The sequence below is a fragment of the Phaeobacter sp. CC-HEC084 genome (genome assembly GCF_059429255.1).
Genome location: NZ_JCAIJQ010000004.1, coordinates 326263 through 347129, shown reverse-complemented (window position 1 = coordinate 347129; position 20867 = coordinate 326263). Strand labels below are relative to the sequence as shown.

The following is a 20867-nucleotide window of genomic DNA, read 5'->3' as shown; positions in this document are numbered from 1 at the left end:
CGCATGCTCGCGCTTTCCCGTCTCAGCGTCCGGTTTCGCCTCTCCGCTGCCATTGCCGTTCTGTTCGGGCTGATCCTGCTGGTCAGCCTGATCGGCATGCGGGTGCTGAACCGGACCGAGATGTGGATGAATGTTCTGCATCAGGACACGCTGACCGAAGTGTCTGATGCGCTGGACCTGTCCCGCCGGGCGGCGGATCTGGCAACCTCTGCGCCGTTTCTTTATGCGCTGTTTCCTCCCTTCCAGCTGGAGCAGGAGGCGCAGAGCGTTCTGTCGAACCTGCGCAGTATCGAAGACCATGCCGCCCGCGATCCGGCGTTGGACCTGCCGCTGGCCCGGCTGAGGCTGGCGATTGATGATCTGACCACCGCGCTGGTGCCGCAGACCGCGCGCAAGGCGGAGCTCACCGCGATCGACCGGGACATGCTGCGTCTGAACGGGCGGGTGCGGCGGCTGTCGGGCGATACCACTCTGCTGCTGGCAGAGCGCGAAGTCTGGGCCGGTCTGCAACGACTGACCGCCAGCGCCATTGGCGCGGGGCGGGCGGATGCGCTGATCGAACTCGGTGAATTCACCCGGCGCTACAAGCGTGCCCGTGATCAGATCACTCCGCGCCTGACGCCTGTCCACCAAGCCACCTTTGACGAGATCGAAACAGCTCTCAGCCGCAGTGACAGCCTGTTCGTGCTGAAGCACCGCGAGCTTGCCGCGCAGCTTGATGCGGAGAACGCCCTGTTCCGTATCCGGCAGGAGGCGGGCCGCATTTCGACCTATGCCGAAGAAAAGGTCGCGCAGGCAGAGGCCCGCCTGTCGCAGGCGCGCGCAGAGACCTCCGACAACCTTGGCGTTGCTAAGAATTCCTTTCTGGCGCTGACCCTGATGAGCCTTCTGGTGGCAATCACCTCGTCGCTTTACGTGTCGCGCTATGTGGCCCGCAACCTGCGCCGTGTGGCTGATGCAATGCGCAAACTGGCCGCCGGGGATCACCGCAGCGATTTGCCTCGGGCCCGGGTGTCCGAGGATGAGATCGGTCAGCTCTTTGCCGCCTTTCAGGTATTTCGCGAAAACGCGCGCAAGCTGGACCGGCGCACTGGTCAGATCCGTCGTCAGAACGCGCTGTTCTCGCGTGTGTTCCGCAATATCAAAGACGGTGTCGCCATCAGTGCTGCCGATGGCCGGATCGAGGCCGAGAACGACAAGCTGCGCAGCCTGTTACGCCTGCCGCCGGAGGAGGCGGAAGAACCAGCGAATATGCAGGCGCTGATCGACCGCTCCGCCTTTACCCGGCAAGTGAGCGCAGGGGAGCGCGGTGGATTTGAGGAATACACCGATGCCTCTGGCCATGTTCTGGAGCTGCGCCATTCGCCGCTGCCCGATGGGGGGGCGGTCTGGTTGCTTTCGGAAACCACCGAACGCAAGCGCATTGATGAACGGCTGGAGGAAATCCGCCGTGTGGAAACCTTGGGCAAGGTCGCCGGTGAGGTCGCCCATGATTTCGGCAATATCCTGTCCAGTATTTCCGGCAACCTGCACCTTCTGAAACGGGCGGATGACGAACAGGCGCGGTACTTGCGGACCCGCATCGGCTCGGCGGTGGATCTTGGCGTGTCCCTGACCGAGCGTTTGCTGGCCTTTGCCCGCAAGCAGCATCTGGAACCGCAGGTGACCGATCTGTCGATGCTGGTCGAAGGTATGGCTGACCTTCTGGAAATTGCTCTGCCGGAAAACATTTCGCTGGACTTTGATCTGTCGGCAGAGCCTGTCAACGCGTTGGTCGATCCGGGCCAGCTGGAAAGCGCCATTCTGAACCTCTGCGTCAACGCAGGTCAGGCGATTGAGGGAGCTGGCCGCATTTGCGTCTCGGTGGCGACGGGGCAGGATGGCGGCGCCCAGCTCAGCATCCGTGACGATGGCTGTGGTATGACACCCGAGGTGCTACATCGCGCAACCGAGCCGTTTTTCACCAATCGCAGCGACGGCAGCGGCACCGGGCTGGGCCTGTCGATGGTCGATGGCTTCGTGCACCAATCCGGCGGGCGTCTGGACATCGCCTCCCGCATCGAGCCGCCGGAGCGGGGCACCACCGTGACGTTGAATTTCCCGCCGCTGAAGGCTGAGGAGGCCCCACAGGAGGTCGCGTTGCAGGCGCCCGGTACGGCACTGGTGGTCGATGATGACCCGGCCTATCTCGACTCGGCCGGCAAGGCGCTAGAGCGGATCGGCTATACCCTGCACCGGGCCAGCAGTTTTGCCGAAGGCGCAGCGCAGATCCGGGAGTTGCCACAGCTTGACCTTCTGCTGAGTGATCTCAATCTCGACAATGGCGCATCAGGCTGGGATCTTCTGCAGCTGGGCGCCGGGCTGCACCCGGACTGCCAACTGATCCTGATGTCGACACGCCGAATTGGCCGGATCCCGGAAAGCCTGCGCGGCAGTCCCGGCCTGGCCTCATTGGCCAAACCGGTCACGGATGCGGACATCCGCAGTCTGATTGCCCAGACGGCACAAAGACCTGAGGCCTAGCCTGCGCCGGGTGCCGCGGCGCGTGTTTCTAGGGCACGGGCCTCTTCCTCATCATATCCGAGCCAGTCCGACAGCACCGAACGCGTGTGTTCGCCGAGGAGTGCAGGCGCGCGCGCGGGGGCAGGGCCCTCGCCGTCGAACCGGATCGGTCCGCGCACCAGTTGCATGTCCCCCACGTCCGGGTGCGTCACGGTTTCAATCAGCCCGCGTGCTGCGACATGCTCCTGTTCCAGAGACTCCGCGATGCTGAGGATCGGCGCATTTGGAACGTCGAATTCGGTCAGTCGGTCCAGCCAGTATTCCGTGGTGTCTTTCTCCATGATTTCGCAGATCACCGGCTCCAGCGCGTCGCGGTTCTCCAGCCGTTTTTCATACTCTGCGAAGCGCGGGTCGGTGATCAGATCTTCGCGCCCAAGGCAGCGCGCGAAGTTGTGCCAGAACCGTTCCGTCAGGCAGGCGACGATCACATGGCCGCCCCTGGTCGGGAAGGCGCCGTAAGGCACGATTGAGGGGTGACGGGTGCCAACCGGCTGCGGGCTGTTGCCACTTACAAAATAGATCTGGGAGAGATAACCCTGCATGGCAATCAGGCTGTCCAGCATGGCGATTTCCACGTGGCGGCCCTGTCCTGTCGTGTTGCGTTCCACCAGTGCAGCGAGCAGGCCGAACAGTGAAAAGATACTGCCCGCCATATCGCCGAGTGGAATGCCCAACTTGTTGGGGGGCTGTCCAGGTTCGCGGTTCACATCCATCACCCCGGACAGCGCCTGCGCCACGATATCAAAGGCGGGTTTGTCGCCATGGGGGCTGTTGCGCCCGAAACCGGTGATGGAGCAGTAGACAAGGCCGGGGTTGTCCGCCTTCAACGTCTCATAGCCAAGACCCAGCCGATCCATCACGCCGGGGCGGAAATTTTCGAGCACAACATCGGATTTGCGCGCAAGGTCACGGGCGATCTTTGCCCCCTCTGGCGATTTCAGGTCCAGCGTGATGCTTTTCTTGCTGCGGTTGAGGGCAATGAAATAATGGCTCAGCGGACCTTTGAAGGGCGGGAAGTTACGAGTTTCATCGCCGCTGCCGACCGGTTCGACCTTGACCACTTCTGCACCAAGATCGGCCAACACCATGCTTGCATAGGGGCCGGACAGAATGCGCGAGAAATCCAGCACTTTGATGCCTGCCAGCGGTCCGCGTCGCTGGTCTTCCTGTTGCGTGCTCATGGTGTGTCCTTCTTTGCGATGATTTTCATGACGGCTGTTGCTGTGGCGACTAGGCGTTCCCCTGCGTGCAGATCCGCATCGACAAACAGCATTGAGCGGGTCGCGTGGCGCAGGGTTGCGCGGGCTTCCAGCAGGTCACCGGCGCGCGCAGCGGTGACAAAGCGCGTATCCATCTGAAGCGTGACAGTCGGTTGCCGATTGGCCGCATTCCAGGCCTCGATGGCGATGGCTTGATCCAGCACCCCGGTGACCACGCCGCCATGCACCGAACCGATGGCGTTGCAATGGGAAGCATCGGTACGCAGCCCATAGATATTGCTGCCATCCAGCGCCCTGGTCTTCAGGATGGGGCCGATCCCATCCATGAAGGGACCGGCCTTCAGCTCTTTCCAGCCTGTTTGTTCGGTGAGTTGGGTCACTGTCTAGCTCCTCGTTTCGATTTGCATGGCCTCGATCTTGTCGCGCAGCTTCAGCAGGGATTTCGCCAGCGCAGCGACTTGTTTGTCATCCATCCGCTCTGAAATACCGATGGCGACAAGCGAGCGGATCATCTGCCCGGCGGCGTTGAACACCGGCGCCGCGACAACCGTCACGCCCGAGATGTAGGTTCCCCTGTCCACCGCATAACCGCGCGCGCGGGTCGCTTCGACTTCGGTTAGCCAGTCGTCAAAGCTGGGCGGGTGATCCCAGACCAGTTTGTCAAAACCGCTGCGCAGCTCTTCGGGGGCGGTGACGTTGAAGGCGGCAAACAGGCGGCCCGTGGCGCTGATCAGGATGGGAAAGCGGCTGCCAAGGTCGACTTGAAGTCGGAAGGGCAGGGTCGATTGCGACAGTGCGATGACCACCATCTGGGACGGTTCGGCCACTTGTGTCGCGATGGAGGTCACACCGAATTTCTCGGATAGGCCAGAAAGCAGCGGCTGCACCAGGACCGAGAAGGTGTTCTTCTGAAGGGCCGAACGGGCCAGGGGAAGGATGCCGATTCCGATCGAGTAGCGTTTGGTGTTCGAATCAAAATCGACGAGTCCCTCATCCTGAAGCACCCGCAGAATGTGCAGGCAGGTGCTGGGCACCAGTTCGAGCTCGCGGGCGATCGGATTGACGCCCACCGGTTCGTCCGAACGCGCCAAAAACCTAAGAATAGCAATGGCTCGCGTGACGGCGGGCACCTGTCTCTTGGTCGTGGTCTCTGCTGATTTTGCGGCCATTTTATACCTCTGTAACGCTTGATTTCATTGCGTATATACAATAATTATAGCGTATTGACAATAACATATCCTGATCCCTACCGTTGTCAACGAACACGGGCAGGCCGCGATGACGTGCTTGCCGGACGACGAAAGGGAGAGGATTGGCGATGCAACGCCTGACGGATTTCACATCCTACGCTGACGCGCTGACGCACTATTCGAAGGATGCGCTCTGGGCGCTCTTCGATGGGGATCGCGACAACTTCAACATTGCGCATGAATGCGTGGACCGCCACGCAGCGGGGGATCGCACGGCGCTGCGAATTGCGCACGCCTCGGGGCAGGATGAGATCATTTCCTTTGCGGAACTGGCCAGCCGGTCCTCCCAGGTTGCGCATTATCTGGTGTCGCAGGGCGTCCAGAAAGGTGACCGTATCGCGGTCATGATCGAGCCGTCGCTGCCCTTCTACTGCGTCATGTTCGGCGCGATGAAGGCAGGTGCCGTGGCGGTTCCGATGTTCACCCTTTTTGGGCCTGACGGGATCCGCCTGCGGGTCGAGGATTGCGCGCCGAAGATCCTGTTCACCAACGCAGAGAAGGCGCCGGAAGCCGTCGAAGGTGGCGCCGAACGGGTTGTTGTCGCAGATGCGGAGTTCCTTGATGGACTGGATGGTTTTCCTGGCGAATTCGAATGCTCGACCGCAGGGAACGACCTTGCCGTCCTGCAGTACACATCCGGGACCACCCGCCTGCTGCCTGCGGCGGTGAAGCACAACCACCGTTCCATAGTGACGCTGATGGTCGCGGCGCTTTATGCAACGGGCATCCGCCCGGGCGATCGGTTCTTCTGCCCGTCTTCACCAGCCTGGGGGCACGGGTTCTGGCACGGCACGCTGGCACCGCTGGCCCTTGGCGTGTCGACTGGCACGTTCTCGGGCAAGTTTGACGCGGTACGCCTGTTGCAGGCCCTGCATGATTTCGAGATCAGCAACCTCACGGCTGCGGCGACCCATTACCGGATGATGCGCAACTCCGGCCGGGCAGAGGATTTCACCTATCATTTCGACAAGCTCTCCTTCACGGGTGAGCCGATCGACAGCGAAACCGCCGCCTATGTGGAACGTGTCTTCGGCACCAAGGTCCGCTCGATGTATGGCACCACCGAGATCGGTGTCATCATTGCCAATTATCCGGGTGCGAATGATCTGGAGGTGCGGGACGGTGCCATGGGCAAGGCCGTTCCCGGCGTCGAGGTGCAGGTCCAGCGCGACGATGGTTCGCCATGTGACCCCGGCGAGACCGGTGAGCTCATGGTCAAAAAGGCGGGCACATGGTTCCCGACCAAAGATCTGGGGCGGGTCGATGAGGATGGTTATTTCTACCACGGCGGCCGGGCGGACGATGTCATCATTTCCGCAGGCTGGACCATCGGCGCGGTTGAGGTCGAAGATGCGCTGCTGAGCCATCCCGCCGTTGCCGAGTGTGGTGTGATCGGCGCCCCGGATGAACTGCGCGGTCAGGTCGTCAAGGCCTACATTATCCTGAAAACAGCGGAGACTGCCGGGCTCAAGGAAGACATCCAGGAGCATGTGCGCTCCAAGCTCGCGCGGCACGAATACCCCCGCCAGATCGAATTTGTCACCGAACTGCCAAAAACCCCGGCAGGCAAGGTGAACCGAAAAATCCTGAGAGATCAACAAGCCAGACAACTGGAAACCGCGGGCTGATCCGCGCGCACCAGACGTAATTCTAGGAGGAAAACGAATGAATGAAATGACCCGGAAATTTCCGAAGATCACCGAGGAAGGCCTTGACGATCTGCGCGAACGCGTTGGCGTAAAGATCGAAAAAACGGTCGAGCCCTGGTGCTATGAAGCGACCCGAGACAACATTCGCCACTACGCCCATGGCATTGGTGACGACAACCCGCTGTGGTGTGATCCGGACTATGCCAAGACCACCAAGTATGGCGATGTGATCGCGCTGCCCTCGTTCCTGTTCGCGACGAACCGGATCATCTCGGGCTATGTGGGTGGCCTGCCGGGCGTGCACGCGATGTGGTCGGGGGCCAACTGGAACTGGCACAAGACCATCACTCGCAACATGGAATTCCGCACCGAGGCCTACCTCAAGGATCTGGTCGAACACGACACCCGTTTCGCAGGGAAAGCCGTCCAGCAGATCTATCACGTCGATTTCTATGACACTGCGACGGGCGATCTTGTGGCGGATGCTGACAGCTGGTGCTTCCGCACCGACCGTGATCAGGCGCGCGAGAATGGCACCAAATATACAGAAGCCAAGGAGAAGGGCCGCCGTGTCTGGACCGAGGCCGAACTGCAAGAATACTACAAGTATTACGAGCAGGAAGAAATCCGCGGCGCCGAGACCCGTTATTGGGATGACGTTTCCGAAGGCACCGAGCTGCCGACCATGGTCAAGGGGCCGATGACGGCCACCGGCTTCATCGCCTATGCGCAGGGTTGGGGCGGTCTTTATATCCGGGCCAACAAGCTTGCCTGGCAGCTGCAGCAGAAACACCCGAGCGCAGGTCCGAAGAACCGCTACGGCATTCCCGATTGTCCCGAACGGGTTCACTGGGAAGAAGAATTCGCGCTCGAAGTTGGTGCGCCCGGCGCCTATGACTATGGTCCCGAGCGGACGTCCTGGCTGACACATCAGATCACCAACTGGATGGGCGATGATGGGTTCCTGCGGCAGGCGAAATGCCAGGTGCGTCGGCACAACCCCGAAGGCGACATCATCCTGATCCACGGCACCGTCATTCGCAAGTATGAGGAAGATGGTCGCTATCTGCTTGAAATCCAGCAACGTGCAGAACAGCAGGATGGCGAAATGTCCGCCATGGGCTCTGCAATCGTCGAGCTGCCCAAGCGTTAAGCCTGGGCGCTCGCGTCAACCAGAAGGGAGGCTGGCTTGACCATGATCGAACGCACGCTGAGAAAAATCGAGGACACCCTGCATCTTGCCGGGTGCCTCGCCCTGGTTGCCGTGGCGGTCTTGATCAACGCAGATATCCTGCTGCGCATGATCGCGAACCGCCCGGTCCAGATCCAGTTCGAACTGACCGAGCTCTACCTGATGCCTGCCTTGGCGACGCTGTCGCTGTCGCGGGTGTTCCGGGACGGTGGTCATCTCGCCCTGGATTTTGGCCCAGAGACCCTCCCCGGTCTTTGGGGAACGCTGCTGGCAAAGGCGCGTTTGCTTCTGCCTGCCGCCTTCTTTGCCGCGATCACCTTCATGTCTGCGAAATTTGCCTGGGGTGCCTTTGCGCATCACGAGGTCGAGTATGGCGTGATCGACTGGCCGCTCGGGTGGGCCTATGCCGTCGCACCTCTTGGGTGCGGTGTGCTGGTCCTGCGGCTGATCCATGATGTGTTCCGTCCTGCGGAGCCAGATCTCACCCGATAAACCAACAATGGGAGGAAACGAAATGAAGACCTTGAAGAAGATCACTGCGGTTTCCGCGATCATCGCCCTGGGCATGACCGCAACAGCCGGTATTGCCGAGACGTTGCGCCTTGGGGATTTCCAGTCGACCAGCCATATCGTGTCGATCGAGGGCACCACGCGCTGGATGGCAGCGGTGGAAGAGGCCACCGGAGGTGCGGTCTCGTTCCAGCATTTCCCGTCGCAGCAGGCGGCAAAATCCAAGGCACAGCTGGATGCCGTGAACAACGGTATTCTCGACGCGGCGCTTCTGGGCACGCTTTATCACGCGGAATCCCTGCCGCTGAATTCGGTGGTCGGCTTGCCGGGGTTCTACAGCTCGGCCCAGCAGGGTACCAAGGCGCTTCAGGCGATGCTGAAGGAGGGACCGCTGCGCGAGGAACTGCTGGCGGCAGGTGTCACGCCGATCTTCGGTTTCGTGCTGCCCCCCTATCAGGTGCTTGCCAAGAAACGGCTTGGTCTGGCGGAAGACTGGAAGGCGCTGGATATCCGGACGTCTGGCTCGACACAGGCGATGACGGCCCGCTCCATGGGTGCAGTGGGTATCTCGATCCCGGGGCCAGAGGTCTACACGGCGGTAGAGCGCGGACGGCTTGATGCGGTTCTGTTCCCGCTGGCATCGGTGCCGGGCTACAAGCTCAACGAAGTGGTGAGTCATATTTCCACCAACGGATCCTTCGGCGGCTATAGCTTTGTAATGGTCGTACGCAGTGACCTGTTCAAAGACCTTCCCGAGGACGTGCAGGCCAAGATGCTGGAGCTGGGCGCAGAGACGGCCATGCATGTGGCAAAGGCGCAGGATGACTCGGTCGAAGGTCTTGTCACTCAGTGGAAGGACGAAGGAATCGACACCTACACGTTCTCTGACGCGGAACTGGCAAGCCTCACCGACAGCATGAAACTGGTTGGCCAGGACTGGCTGGAGCGTATCAATGCGGATGGCGCAGAGGCGGTTCTCGAAAACTATCGTGCCCTGACTTCGAAGTAAGCCCGACAAAGACTGAAACGATCCGGGCGTCCATTCGGCTGCCCGGATCCTGAAGACAGAGCCGCGAACATGATCACTTTCCTCGCCCTTCTTTGCCTGCTGGCCCTATTCATGGTGTTCCGGATGCCGATCGCATTCGCCATGGGGTTGGTTGGCTTCATCGGACTTGCCCTGCAATTGGGATGGCGCCCTGCATTCGCTGTGCTGGAACGCATCTTCTTTGACAGCTCGTCCTCGTTCATTCTGGTGGCGATCCCGCTGTTCATCCTCATGGCAGAGCTTTTGACCTCGGGCGATGTGACGCGCCGCGCGATCCATGCCTGCCAGTGCTGGATCGGCCATGTCAAAGGCGGCCTTGCGATGGCGACCGTGGCCTCCTCTGTGCTGCTGGCGGCGCTGGTGGGTAGTTCGACCGCATCAACTGCGGCAATGGCCGCATCGGCCTTTCCAGAGATGCGTAACCATAACTACGCCGACCGTCTGGCGGCGGCCGTGGTCAGTGTGGGGGGCACGCTTGCCGTGGTGGTGCCGCCGTCCATCGTGCTGGTTGTCTATGGCGTCCTCACGGAAACCTCGATCGGGCAGCTGTTCATTGCCGGCATCGTGCCGGGATTGCTGACGGCATCGGGTCTGGCCCTGGTGATCAAGATCATCGCGACACGTACGGATCAGGCGCCCAAAGGGGATCCGTTCCAGCTGGGCAAGGCGGTCAAGGCCAGCCGTCACGTGATCCCGATGGGGTTGCTCATGGTTGGCGTCATCGGTGCCATTTACGGCGGTGTCGCCTCTCCGTCCGAGGCTGCGGCGCTTGGCGTGATGGGATCGCTCATCATTGTTCTTGTGCAGCGCAGCATAACCTTTGTCGGCCTGAGCACATCTGTGTCCGCGGCCATCCGGGCGACCGTCATGATCGTTGCCATCGTCACCTGTTCGGCGATCTTCGCGAATTATCTGGCCTTCACGCGGATCACCCATGCGCTTTTGGAATTCGCATCGACCACGGACCTGCCGCGTGCAGCGATTCTGGCCTTCATGGTACTGATCCTGCTGGTTATGGGCATGTTTATGGACCAGCTGGCGATTCTGTCCCTTGCGATGCCACTGGCGTTTCCGACCGCGATGGCGCTGGGCTATGATCCCGTCTGGTTCGGGATCGTGGTGACAAAGACGGTCGAGATCGGGCTACTGACGCCACCGCTTGGCCTGAACGCCTATGTTGCCTCGGCCCAAACTGGGGTTGCGCTGGGCACTATTTTCCGGGGCATCGTGCCGTTCCTTCTGATGGAACTCGTGGTGCTGGTGGTCCTGCTGTGCTTTCCGGAGATCACGCTCTGGCTGCCATCTCTGATGCTTGGCTGACCCAAGCATATATGACGAGAAACAACAAAGGCGCCCATTGGGCGCCTTGTTTTATTGGTCGGAGTGAGAGGATTCGAACCTCCGGCCCCTGCCTCCCGAAGACAGTGCTATTTAGTTCCATGTAGTACCACGCAGTATCAAACGACCTGATATGACGCTAATTTTATTGACAATTAGGCCCCTATGAGTCTCATGTCGTCTCACGAAGTATCACAAAGCGTGCTGCCCATATGCTGCCCGAGGTCACATGCCACCTACAAATCGCACCCGGCTGACCGACACCGTCGTCAAATCCGCGAGCTTGCCAGCCGGAAAGAAGGAAGCGGTCGTATGGGACGCAGATGTGCGGGGGTTCGGCCTACGCATTCGAGAGCGTGGCAAATCCTACATTATCATGTACCGCCCCCAGGGCGCCGGTAGGAGCGTGAATTCAAAGCGCCTTAAAATCGGAACGCCAGAAACCATTTCAAGTGTGAGAGAAGCCCGGAAAATCGCGCGTGCTGAACTGGGGAAGGTCGCGTCCGGCGGAGACCCAAGTGCGGACCGCAAAGAAGCGAGCCGCCGGTCTGCAGGTACGGTGGCCGCCGTTCTGGATCGATACGAAGCCCATCTCGAGCGTCGCCAATATGTGACCCGAAAAGATGTCTTGAGCCTTTTGCGGCGTCGTCTCGCACCGGTTCAGCACCGCGCCCTTGACGGGATAAAAGGTTGGGAGCTCGCAGAGATGATCGAGAGGCTGGACGCCCAGTCGGCGGGTAGTAAAGGCCAGACATTCCGTTCGCGACTGAATGCATTTCTCAACTGGTGCGCGTTTGAAGCTAGGGTGATCGAAGCCAACCCGCTGGCAGGTTATCGGCGCGCCCGAGATACGAGAGCAGAGAGAGTCGCGCGGGTGGGGCGCGGGCGGGCGCTGTCGGACGAAGAGCTTGCGGCAGTGTGGTCAGCCGCTTCACCCGATACACCGTTCGGCCGATTGGTTCGCTTTCTCATCCTGACCGGATGCCGAAGGAATGAAGGAGGGCGTCTCCGGTGGGAGATGGTCGATCTCGCCAGGGGTCGGATAGACCTGCCCGCGACATTCACGAAGCAAGCCAGAGGCCACACTGTATTCGTGGCCCCCGAACTGCATGTGCTTCTACAAAGCTGCGCGATAGATGCCAGGGGGCCGGAGTGGGTATTCCCTGCGTTGCGTACCGGTCAACCAATGAGCGGCTGGTCCAAGATCATGGACCGCAATAACCGACGGGCCCAGAACAACGCCTCCGGCAAAGGTACTGGGTTCGTGGCGGTTTCAGGCGTGGATTTCTCACTACATGACTTGAGGCGCACCTTCCGCACCGGCTTGTCCCGGCTTGGAGTAGATCGCGAAATTGCAGAACTTGCTCTCGGCCACGCCCGCGAGGATCTCGAGGCGCGCTACAACAGAGACGGTTGCGAGGTAGCTCTTCGTGCTGCGTTTCGAAAGTGGGGCGAACACGTTCGATCCATTACCAACAGTCCGGATTCTGATGTGTTCGGATGAACTTCTGAAATCTATAGCGGCGGACAGAATGTCCGATGCGTATGACTAAAAGGCATACATTTCAATATGTTAGGTATTTTCAAATATTGACTCAGTACTAGCGTTGTGGCAGCATCTGAGCCTAGGCAGACTCGTTTTTCCATCGCTTTCATCGCCTCCCTCGCTTCCAGAGGCTGCCAGTAGAACTGGGCTTCACCGCCCGATTGGTTCATTCTGGAGGTGCTATGTCTCGAGACAGCGAAATACCCGACATCGATAACTTGCCGCAGTCAGCGTTGCTGACGTACCGACAACTAGCTCTGATCACAGGGTTCTCCCTGTCGAGCGTGAAGCGCTGGGCCGCAAACGGGCGCGGGCCGCACGTGACGCGAATTGCTGGCCAGCCGCGATTTTCTGTGGGCGCGGTAAAGACATGGTTGGAGGAAGCGAATGGCCAGTAATGTTCAAGCTGAAAACTCGGAACACTGGCAGAACGCGGCCTTTCTCACAGTTAAACGTTGCGCTCACGTGCTCGGGGTATCGGCGGCGGCAGTCTACAAACTGAGAAAAGAGGGCGTGCTGGAGTTTCGCAGGGTTGCTGGTCGTAGCCAAGTGACAGTCGACAGCGTTGTTGCCCTGGTTGAAAGCGCCGAGCCTTGGGAGGCAGCACAACGCGGCGGCCGGGATCGCGGCACCCAACAGGCGAAAGAGAGCGAGGTCTGGGGATGAAGGACATCAAGACGACCCCACCGCACAGACCGAGCAGTATTCGCTATCCGGAACCCGGCACTCTTCTGCAAAAACTGCTGACGGAGCTAGACGGTTCGAATGAGCTTTGGGCGAAGCGGATAAAGGACGATCCGGAGTTCTCGGTTGTCTGGCCGGTTATAGCTGAGGATTTACGGGCATCACGCACCCCGGTATTCAAAATGAGTTTCCACGAGTACCGCTATGCCGTGATGCGCCATGAACTAATCCTTGAGCGCATAGAGGACCTAACCTGCGGTGCAGGGTGCGACCTAGATCACGACGCTGCACGCGGCCGAGCAATTGCAGATATCGACCAACTCTTCCAAGACCCCAGCCCGGCGACAGTATTCTCACTGGATACGCTGGCCCGGAAAATGATGGCCCTCGCTTTTGAAAGGTCGTCGCAACAGGAAAGGGATTGGGCAGAGCCTTGGGCGCGCGGCGCCGTCGATCTGATAATTCTGACAGCTTGGTTAGATGCAAGCCTGCCGAAGGTTTTTCGAGGTCAAATCGAACAGAAATCAGATCGACAGCTGCACAAAGAGGTAGGTGCCCGCCTCGGGGTGACGGCGAGTGCGGTGAGGTACTCCCAGAAACAAACCCCCATGCAGAAAGATAGGGCAGCGCTACGAGCAATTGCATGCATTTCTGAGGTCATGGCGGAATACGAAGGTAAACCTCACTCCGGCGTCACGTTCGATATGTTGAGGCAGCTTACAGAGGGCGTGCGAAACTAACCTTCAAAATGAAGGTGTTTCGTACACAGCACTGCAGGACCTTGTGAGGATCGAAAAACCGACAGCGGAGGCAAGATGCGTGGCAATCGCTGGGTATCCCTTCAAATGGCAGCATCGTGGGCGGGGCGTTCCTACACCTGGGCGTATGACCGGGCGATGGACGGCACCTTTCTCCGCGGTCCTGACCTCGGGGCCCAAATCATGGTGAGCGCGGGCAGCGTGGCCAAAGAGGTGGCGAGTTTCAATGGACCCACCTCAGAGAACGGGCTGCAACTGCGGCTCGTCGTGGACAACACAAAATAGAAAGGGCCGGTGCTCATGCCAAGCAGCCGACCCTAGGAAAACCAAATGTATCATACAACGGATCTCGAGGCGCGGCAAGGATCGGCGCCCGCTGGCGAGGCGAAGTCGCCCGGAGAGATTGCAGCTGAATTCTTGCGACGCCTAGATCCTGTCGGGCGGCATTGCTTGGTCGCTCTTGGCGGTGAAGCCCAAGGCAAGATCGAAGGCCGGGTGTTCGAAAGCTGCAGCTTTGAAGCCGCGCGTGCTTGGGTGGATGCGCGCGCGGGCAGGGTCAATTTGTACTATGTGCTGAATGAGGTGGCGCATGATTTCAGCGGCAGAAAACCAAAGAAGACTGACATTGGGCGAATCCGCGCACTGTGCGTAGACGTGGACCCGAAACCCGGCTCCGATTTGGGCATAGAACGCCAGGAAATTCGCGAGCGTTTGGAGAACTATAATAGACCCGGATTCACCGACATCATAGATAGCGGCGGCGGTTTCCAAGGGCTAGTCGTCTTCAAGGATAAACTTGCTGCGACCGATGAGAATATCGGCTGGGTAGAGGCACACGGCAGCGGGTTATGCCGAGCCGTCGGCAGCGATCCTGTGCACAATGTAGATCGAATTCTGCGGCTGCCTGGCACTGAGAATATTCCGAATGCAGCCAAACTGGCAAAGGGGAGGGTAAAGCGTACCGCATCTGTGGTTCGGCATTCCGCCGACCGCCCGCAAGCCGAAACCATTAAGAACCTGATCCACCCATGTTTCGGGCCGGACAACTCCGGCGAAGATGACAGGGTCCAAGCCGCCGTCTCTGATATCGAGTATTGTGGCTATAACTGTCAGGCAGAATATGCGCAGCTTCCCGGCGCACTTCGCCAGCGATTTAGCAATGACCTGGCTGCGAATGAGTGGTTGGCGCGGCTGTGGTCCGACGGTGCAATCTCCAGCGCAGACAGGTCCGGTTCTGCATATCGTGCAGCGCTTTCCGGGGCCTTGAAGAGGTTGGATGGATACTCGGCAGAAGACTACGCCCACTTGGCGTATGTTTGGCCCTACGCAGTCCAATTCGGAGACGACAGAGACAGTAAGCTTAGCGCTCGGGCGTTGGCCCGAGATTGGGTGCGTATCAACGGCGAAAAGCGGGCAGAAGACTTTTACTCGCCCATTCCGCTAGGCGCCGCGGTTGAAAGTGGCGCTCAAGCGCCCGCTGCGCCGGAAGTGACTGGGCCGCGGCTGTTGAAAACCATGACTTTGGGGGAGGCATCGGCATCGGCGCTAACCAGTTCAGCAACGCCTTTGGTGCGCGATCTTTTGGATCTGGGTGCCATGTCTGTTGTGTACGGCAAGAGCAACGTTGGAAAAACCTTCGTTGTGGTCGACCTAGCCTTTCACATTGCGGCCGGGATGTCGTGGGCAGGTCACGAGGTCACTCAGTCAAAGGTGCTGTACATCGCTGCCGAGGGAGGCCTTGGCATCAAGAAACGCCTCGCAGCTTTGCAACAACGTCACCCAGGTATGGCTGAGGACAACTTCGTCCTGATGCCCGTAGGGGTCGATTTAAGAACTGCTGGGGGAGACACCCAGGCTGTGATCGACACAATGCGTAGCTTGGGTGGGGATTTCGGTCTTGTGGTCGTGGACACTCTTTCGCGGACGCTGGCCGGGGGAGACGAGAACGGACCCACTGATATGGGTGCCTTTATCACCCGCACCGATTCAATCCGAGCAGCTAGCGGTGCTCACATGCTTATCGTGCACCACTCTGGGAAGAACCTCGCCAAAGGCGCCCGCGGTCACTCCAGCTTGCGGGCGGCGACAGATACGGAAATTGAGCTAGAAGACGGTGCGATAAAGGTGACCAAGCAACGGGATCTGGAGTGCGGGCCCGGTTACGAATTTCAGTTGCAGGGGTGCGTTATTGGGCTGGATCCAGACGGCGCGCCTGTGAAGTCAGCCACCGTCAAAGTTTCCAAGCGATGCAGTAACACCGAAGATGGACCAACACCCACGGAAAGGAACGTATTCGAGGCGTTGCGGGAGTGTGAAGCGGCACAACCTGGTGGCACCGGAGTTAAGACTTCGACCGTGGCTGAGAGCGCAACTAGGGCTGGCCATACTTTGTCCGCCGATACGGTGCGGAAGCATCTGACAAGGTTGAAGGAGAAGGGCTTCATAGGCTCGTCCGGGCGCGGAAAGTGGAGCGTTCGGACAGAATGTCCCGGAATTTCCGTTTCCGATGTTTCCTCCCGTCCAAACAACCAGCCCAAAGCAAGTGGAAATCTTGTGGAAGCTCAGCGGCGGGGTGAAATTTTTGGTTAAATCAATATGTTACAGCAAAGTGGAAAAAGTGGAATATTTCGGAATATTCCCATCGTCCCAATCTGGAAAACTGGAACACCCTATATGGGGTTCCAGTTTCTTCCAGACGCAAAAGTCTTTTGGAGAATTCTTCGCCGACTTCCCGAGCTGGGTTTCAAAATACGCATACCTCATGGGGCCGTACTGTTTGGGTGGCGCCTATGGCTAAGAGCAAACGCGGCGGTTTTCGCCCTTACCACTACACTGCCGAGTTCCGGGAAATTGCAAACGCAGCCCTCGCTCGTTTCAACGCAAAGCGGCCGTTTTTGCCGAAGTGTGGGGCAACCCGAAAAAGTGATGGCGGGGCCTGTCAGAATCTCCCTTTGGCGAATGGTCGTTGCAGGTTGCACGGTGGCAGGACCCCGAAGGGGGATGAGTGGCACAAACCGCAATGGCCTAGCGGCGACGGTCAAGTCGCGATGAAAAAGCTGCAGAACAAGTTGGCGGCGCTGGAGCGGCAAGCAAAAAGCCGCGCCAAGCGTCTTGCGGCAATGACCGACCAAGAGAGAGCGAGATATGAGCGGTGGCACGCGCAACGGCCGGTCGGATCTTCCTCATCGCGTGCAGCTGTCAAGTTAGAGAAGGCATGGGGGGCAGAGGCTGCAATGGCCCTAGGTGCTCCATGTGAAAACAGTCCGCGCGAGGATCCGGAGTACTGCGCGTTGGTCAATGAAATCGCGGCCCTCAAAGAACTGCTGAGGCAAACCCAGGTCAAAGCCGAGGCCGTAGAGATGGCTGACCAGTTTTCGGAGGTATTCGGATGAAGTCGAATGAGGTGCATGCGCAAAAACAAGAACTGTTGGCGCGTATCCAAACAGAGGGGGCAGAAGCCGCCTATCAAGCTGCCTTGGAGGTATGCCGCGACAAAAAGGCGCCCGCTCCTGCTCGAGCGACATGTGCAACGACGATCTTGCGCGCGGGTGGGTACCTCAATGCGAAAGATGAGGGGGGTTTGGGCAAGCAACCACACGAAATGTCTCCTGATGAGATTGCCGCACAGCTTCGCGACTTGCGAGCGGCAAGAAGGCGCCAAGGCGAAAACGGTGAGGATGCCTTCGGCTGAGCACCACCCAACTGACCTACCCGCTTAGGGCGGGGGAAAGGACATGAAATGTTGCAAATTCATATGAGAGAGCAGAGCGCACCCCGAAACCCGAACGCGTCAACTGTGATCACCTTGCCAGATGGTCGGGTGTTTAGCCTGCCGATTGGCTCGAAGGTCCGTGAACAGGCGGACGGTGCGGAAGCGGCCAAAACGAGAGCCGCTGCAACAGAGGGCGAGCGATCCAGGCCTTGGGAAAAATACGCGCAGGCCCGGACGGGTGATGGTTTGCCGTCGGATGGTTGGGAGCAGTTCCCCTTGGTAGCCGCGCCTGCCCGCAAACCCCATGGCGGTGATCCTTGGGGGGCGTTCCCCGTCGTTGAGAATGCCGAACCTGGGCTGTCTCGCGCGGCGACAGGTCGGCCGTGGGAGAAATACGCCACACCGGCGCAGCCCGCCGCTGCAGGGCCGTGGAGCAAATACGCCGCACCGGCGCAGCCCGCCGCGGAGCAACCCGCACCGGGTGGCGTCCAGCCGCTGCCGGAGAACATGCTGCCGCACGTCCCGTCGATCGACCCAAGTCCAACAACCACCAGCGACGCGGACTTTACGCTCGAGGGGGCTTTGGCAGCAGTGGCGGACGGCGTTCGAGAGAAGGGCATAGCCTACATGGCTGGGGCACCTGTTGAACTGGTCAACAACGCGCCGCGCCTATTGAATTTGTTGCCCGGAGTGGACGGCGTCGGACCTTTCTCGGAGCGGCCAGTCGGCGGCTTTGAAGACATGGACTGGACGCTTCGTTTGGGCGGGTTGGTCCCAGACTATGAGCCGCGCAACGCCACCGAGCGGGTTTTGAACCGCATTGGCGGCGAACTTGGCGCTACGGCGGTTCCGCTGGCCGGTGGCCTCGGCAAGGCAAGCGGCCAGACTGTCGCGCAGATCAACCGCGCCGCAGCGGCCCCGAAATCCGTCGGGCAAGGTTTGGCGGCGCAATTCACGCAGCCGCTGGCGGTCAACCCGACCGGCGCGCTTGCCCGCGAGGGCGCGTATGCCGCAGCCGCAGGCACAGGGGCCGGTATCGCGACCGAAATGTTCGGCGACAACGCAGTGGCCGACACGGCCGGGTCGATCGCTGGCACCGGCGGCCTTGCGCTGGCCTCTGGCCTCGGACAGGCGCTGTGGAACCTTGGCGCCTCCGCTGTCGGTACGCCAAAGTTCCGGGGCGGAGTTGTCGATGAGGCGGTAGCCGAGCGCCTGATGAACAGCTCCGAACGGCTGGCGACACAGGCCGCCGACGCGCCGGGGCCGGTCGACACGCAGCGGCTGGTCGATGCGTTGCGCACGCAGGCGCCGGTCGAAAACGCCGTTCCGGGCTACCGCGCGAACGTCGCGGACCGCACCGGCGATACCGGGCTTGCGACGTTGGCTTACAACATCGACGCCAATACGCCCGGCGCTGGCGTCGCGCGCCGCAACGCCAATGACGCGGCCATCGCCGAAACGATCGCCGGCATCACGCCACAAGGCAACCCGGGCCGCGTTCGCGCCGATCTGCAAATATCTGTCGACGACCAGATCACGCAGGCGCTGCTAATGCAGGATCTGGCGCAGAGCCAGTTCGACGACGCGGCGCAAGCCGTCGCTCCTGCCCTACCCACGGCGGGCGCACGCGGGTCCAGCATTCGCTCGGCGCTGGCCGAGGCATATACCGCCGCGCAGGACGACGTGCGGCAGAAATACTCCGCGCTGGACGGCGACAGTACGCTGGTTGACCCGCAGGGTCTGGTCGAGCGCACCACGGTCACGGACGCGAACCTGGCGCCCAACGACGCGAAGCGGTTCCGCCCGGCCGAGGCCAGCACCATTCAGGAGATGCGCCCGGGCGACCAGGCTCCGTTCCGCGAAACCGGCCTCGTCAACGAGTTCAACCGCCCTATCATGGCCGAGAACCCACCGATCGAGCAGACGGTGCCGCTGTCGGACATCATGGCGACACGCAGCGGCTTGACGGACGACGTGCGCGCGGCCCGCGCGGCCGGGCAGAACCAAGCGGCCCGGGTCGGCAGCCAGTATGTCGACGACATCGACGCCTACCTGGAGCAGGCCTTGACGCCGGAGCTCCAGCAACAGTTCAGCGATGCCCGCACGGCGCGGCGAAATGTCGCTGATCGGTTCGAACGCCCCGGCACCGCCAACGCCGAGGTTCTGCGCACCCGCGAGGGTGGCGCCTATGCGCTCGACGACAGCGCCGTGCCCGGGCGTTACGCGCAGCCGGACAAGGGCCGTCTGTCTGATTTGCAATCGCTGCTGGCGGAAGCCGGTTCGGACCCGCGCGCCCGGGAAGGGCTCGCCGACACCGTATTGGCCGACGTGCAGGACCGCGGCCTAATCAACAAGCCGCAGGCGCTGACGAAGTATCTGGGCGACCGGCAAGTGTTGCTTGGCGAGTTCCCAGAACTGCGCCAGAAACTGGAAGCGGCAGGCGCCGCAGCCGGTGATCTGGACACGGCGACGCGTACGGCGCAGGAAACCGAAAAGCGGCTCACGACCCCCGGCCGATCGCCGGAGGCGTCCTACCTGAAATACAGCGAGGACCGCGTGCTGGACTCTGTCCGCACCGTAACGAACGCCTCGGACCCGCGCGCCGCAACGCGGCAGCTTATCGAGTCGGCGGGCACGCCCGAGGCGGTACAGGATCTGCGCACGGCTCTGTGGGAAGAGGTCAAAAACCGCGGACAGCTGTCGTCACCGAACGCGACCGGCGGCCAACGCTGGAACGGCCGCGTCCTGCGCGACCTGTTCGAAGACCCCAAGTTCGGCGCGGTAGCAGAGGAACTATGGGCCGACGACCCGGAGGATCTGGCGAACATCAAGCAGGTGTTCTCCGCGCTGGCCGAGGCGGATGGCAGTTCGCGCGCCAAGGCGGTGAACACGTCCGGCACCGGCCAAGCCGTCACGGGCAAGTACGACCCGTCGCTAACGACGGCCTCCGTAGCCTCCCGAGCGCGGTCTGTGAACCGCGGCCAGCTGTCGCCTACTATCGCAGGTATCGACCTGATCGGCACTTGGCTGCGCCGCAAGTCGGCCCAGGTGCAGAGCCGCGCGGTCGACCAGATCACGTCCGAGGTCATCAACAACCCCGGCCTCGCTGCCGATCTGCTGGAGCGGTACAACCCGGCCACGCAGGGCGCCTACACGCGCATGTTGACCCAGAAATGGGGCGTGCGCGCACCGACGCTGCTGCAGCTGCTGGACGGGGCAGAGAACGAAGACCCGACCCTAGACGCCATCCAGCAAGACACGGGCCCGTTGGAAGTCACAATTCGGCCCGGAGACAACCGCCGCAGTGACGGTAAGCGGTGGGATCCCGACACCGGCACTTGGGTCGATTAACTCAGGAGGAATAAGGTGGGCTCATGCGAGCTATCCGGGGAATAATA

General features: G+C 60.7%; 16 protein-coding genes and 1 tRNA gene. 13 read left to right on the top strand and 4 right to left on the bottom strand.

The features are described from left to right. Positions 1-3: 3 nt before the first annotated feature. Entirely contained in the window at positions 4-2523 is a 2520-nt protein-coding gene (locus AC5SSZ_RS15610) for a sensor histidine kinase (RefSeq protein ID WP_495438708.1), read from the top strand. On the opposite strand, the gene AC5SSZ_RS15605 is transcribed toward AC5SSZ_RS15610, so the two are convergent. From AC5SSZ_RS15605 to AC5SSZ_RS15595, 3 genes are read right to left on the bottom strand one after another with little or no spacing between them, the layout of a single operon-like run. Then, complete coding sequence (locus AC5SSZ_RS15605; protein ID WP_495438707.1) at positions 2520-3743, bottom strand: CaiB/BaiF CoA transferase family protein; 1224 nt, start codon at positions 3741-3743, stop codon at positions 2520-2522. The genes AC5SSZ_RS15610 and AC5SSZ_RS15605 overlap by 4 nt on opposite strands. Then, positions 3740-4162 (bottom strand): PaaI family thioesterase, encoded by a 423-nt coding sequence (locus tag AC5SSZ_RS15600; protein WP_495438705.1) that lies wholly within the window; start codon positions 4160-4162, stop codon positions 3740-3742. Before AC5SSZ_RS15600 ends, AC5SSZ_RS15605 begins: the two co-directional genes overlap by 4 nt. A 3-nt stretch (positions 4163-4165) precedes the next feature. Further along, positions 4166-4951: an IclR family transcriptional regulator gene (locus AC5SSZ_RS15595; RefSeq protein WP_495438704.1), complete on the bottom strand. Its 786-nt coding sequence runs from the start codon at positions 4949-4951 to the stop codon at positions 4166-4168. Between the two features lie 149 nt (positions 4952-5100). Between AC5SSZ_RS15595 and AC5SSZ_RS15590 the strand changes: the two genes are divergently transcribed. From AC5SSZ_RS15590 to AC5SSZ_RS15570, 5 genes are all read left to right on the top strand, one after another. Continuing rightward, complete coding sequence (locus AC5SSZ_RS15590; protein WP_274830447.1) at positions 5101-6660, top strand: acetate--CoA ligase; 1560 nt, start codon at positions 5101-5103, stop codon at positions 6658-6660. A gap of 37 nt (positions 6661-6697) precedes the next feature. Then, complete coding sequence (locus AC5SSZ_RS15585) at positions 6698-7834, top strand: FAS1-like dehydratase domain-containing protein (RefSeq protein WP_274831201.1); 1137 nt, start codon at positions 6698-6700, stop codon at positions 7832-7834. A gap of 42 nt (positions 7835-7876) precedes the next feature. Beyond that, positions 7877-8365: a TRAP transporter small permease gene (locus tag AC5SSZ_RS15580; RefSeq protein ID WP_495438845.1), complete on the top strand. Its 489-nt coding sequence runs from the start codon at positions 7877-7879 to the stop codon at positions 8363-8365. A 22-nt stretch (positions 8366-8387) separates the two neighbouring features. Continuing rightward, positions 8388-9392: a TRAP transporter substrate-binding protein gene (locus AC5SSZ_RS15575; RefSeq protein ID WP_065271705.1), complete on the top strand. Its 1005-nt coding sequence runs from the start codon at positions 8388-8390 to the stop codon at positions 9390-9392. Between the two features lie 69 nt (positions 9393-9461). After that, positions 9462-10751 (top strand): TRAP transporter large permease, encoded by a 1290-nt coding sequence (locus tag AC5SSZ_RS15570; RefSeq protein ID WP_065271704.1) that lies wholly within the window; start codon positions 9462-9464, stop codon positions 10749-10751. Between the two features lie 59 nt (positions 10752-10810). Here the strand turns inward: AC5SSZ_RS15570 and AC5SSZ_RS15565 are convergent. Beyond that, positions 10811-10882, bottom strand: a tRNA-Pro gene (locus tag AC5SSZ_RS15565). Positions 10883-10998: 116 nt separating this feature from the next. Between AC5SSZ_RS15565 and AC5SSZ_RS15560 the strand changes: the two genes are divergently transcribed. The 7 genes from AC5SSZ_RS15560 to AC5SSZ_RS15530 all read left to right on the top strand — a co-directional run bounded on the left by AC5SSZ_RS15560 (position 10999) and on the right by AC5SSZ_RS15530 (position 20820). After that, complete coding sequence (locus AC5SSZ_RS15560) at positions 10999-12273, top strand: tyrosine-type recombinase/integrase (protein ID WP_495438700.1); 1275 nt, start codon at positions 10999-11001, stop codon at positions 12271-12273. A 429-nt stretch (positions 12274-12702) separates the two neighbouring features. Continuing rightward, positions 12703-12981: a helix-turn-helix domain-containing protein gene (locus AC5SSZ_RS15555; RefSeq protein ID WP_495438699.1), complete on the top strand. Its 279-nt coding sequence runs from the start codon at positions 12703-12705 to the stop codon at positions 12979-12981. Beyond that, positions 12978-13739, top strand: a complete 762-nt coding sequence (locus AC5SSZ_RS15550) for a hypothetical protein (protein ID WP_495438698.1) — start codon at positions 12978-12980, stop codon at positions 13737-13739. The genes AC5SSZ_RS15555 and AC5SSZ_RS15550 overlap by 4 nt, the downstream gene beginning before the upstream one ends. Before the next feature lie 348 nt (positions 13740-14087). Further along, the gene (locus tag AC5SSZ_RS15545) at positions 14088-16346 is read left to right on the top strand and encodes a helicase RepA family protein (RefSeq protein WP_495438696.1); all 2259 of its coding nucleotides are present in this window, start codon (positions 14088-14090) and stop codon (positions 16344-16346) included. A 458-nt stretch (positions 16347-16804) separates the two neighbouring features. Beyond that, on the top strand, positions 16805-17149 hold the full coding sequence (locus tag AC5SSZ_RS15540) for a hypothetical protein (protein ID WP_495438695.1): 345 nt from the start codon (positions 16805-16807) through the stop codon (positions 17147-17149). Next, positions 17146-17448 (top strand): hypothetical protein, encoded by a 303-nt coding sequence (locus AC5SSZ_RS15535; protein WP_495438692.1) that lies wholly within the window; start codon positions 17146-17148, stop codon positions 17446-17448. Before AC5SSZ_RS15540 ends, AC5SSZ_RS15535 begins: the two co-directional genes overlap by 4 nt. Positions 17449-17496: 48 nt before the next feature. Next, positions 17497-20820, top strand: a complete 3324-nt coding sequence (locus AC5SSZ_RS15530; protein WP_495438690.1) for a hypothetical protein — start codon at positions 17497-17499, stop codon at positions 20818-20820. Positions 20821-20867: the final 47 nt, after the last annotated feature.

What these genes read in the sequence shown, in the direction of transcription:
- AC5SSZ_RS15580 (WP_495438845.1), top strand. Translation starts at nt 7,877, where the DNA reads ATGATCGAACGCACGCTGAGAAAAATCGAGGACACCCTGCATCTTGCC.
- AC5SSZ_RS15555 (WP_495438699.1), top strand. Translation starts at nt 12,703, where the DNA reads ATGGCCAGTAATGTTCAAGCTGAAAACTCGGAACACTGGCAGAACGCG.
- AC5SSZ_RS15530 (WP_495438690.1), top strand. Translation starts at nt 17,497, where the DNA reads ATGTTGCAAATTCATATGAGAGAGCAGAGCGCACCCCGAAACCCGAAC.
- AC5SSZ_RS15585 (WP_274831201.1), top strand. Translation starts at nt 6,698, where the DNA reads ATGAATGAAATGACCCGGAAATTTCCGAAGATCACCGAGGAAGGCCTT.
- AC5SSZ_RS15575 (WP_065271705.1), top strand. Translation starts at nt 8,388, where the DNA reads ATGAAGACCTTGAAGAAGATCACTGCGGTTTCCGCGATCATCGCCCTG.
- AC5SSZ_RS15550 (WP_495438698.1), top strand. Translation starts at nt 12,978, where the DNA reads ATGAAGGACATCAAGACGACCCCACCGCACAGACCGAGCAGTATTCGC.
- AC5SSZ_RS15610 (WP_495438708.1), top strand. Translation starts at nt 4, where the DNA reads ATGCTCGCGCTTTCCCGTCTCAGCGTCCGGTTTCGCCTCTCCGCTGCC.
- AC5SSZ_RS15590 (WP_274830447.1), top strand. Translation starts at nt 5,101, where the DNA reads ATGCAACGCCTGACGGATTTCACATCCTACGCTGACGCGCTGACGCAC.
- AC5SSZ_RS15570 (WP_065271704.1), top strand. Translation starts at nt 9,462, where the DNA reads ATGATCACTTTCCTCGCCCTTCTTTGCCTGCTGGCCCTATTCATGGTG.
- AC5SSZ_RS15560 (WP_495438700.1), top strand. Translation starts at nt 10,999, where the DNA reads ATGCCACCTACAAATCGCACCCGGCTGACCGACACCGTCGTCAAATCC.
- AC5SSZ_RS15605 (WP_495438707.1), bottom strand. Translation starts at nt 3,743, where the DNA reads ATGAGCACGCAACAGGAAGACCAGCGACGCGGACCGCTGGCAGGCATC.
- AC5SSZ_RS15540 (WP_495438695.1), top strand. Translation starts at nt 16,805, where the DNA reads ATGAAAAAGCTGCAGAACAAGTTGGCGGCGCTGGAGCGGCAAGCAAAA.
- AC5SSZ_RS15545 (WP_495438696.1), top strand. Translation starts at nt 14,088, where the DNA reads ATGTATCATACAACGGATCTCGAGGCGCGGCAAGGATCGGCGCCCGCT.
- AC5SSZ_RS15595 (WP_495438704.1), bottom strand. Translation starts at nt 4,951, where the DNA reads ATGGCCGCAAAATCAGCAGAGACCACGACCAAGAGACAGGTGCCCGCC.
- AC5SSZ_RS15535 (WP_495438692.1), top strand. Translation starts at nt 17,146, where the DNA reads ATGAAGTCGAATGAGGTGCATGCGCAAAAACAAGAACTGTTGGCGCGT.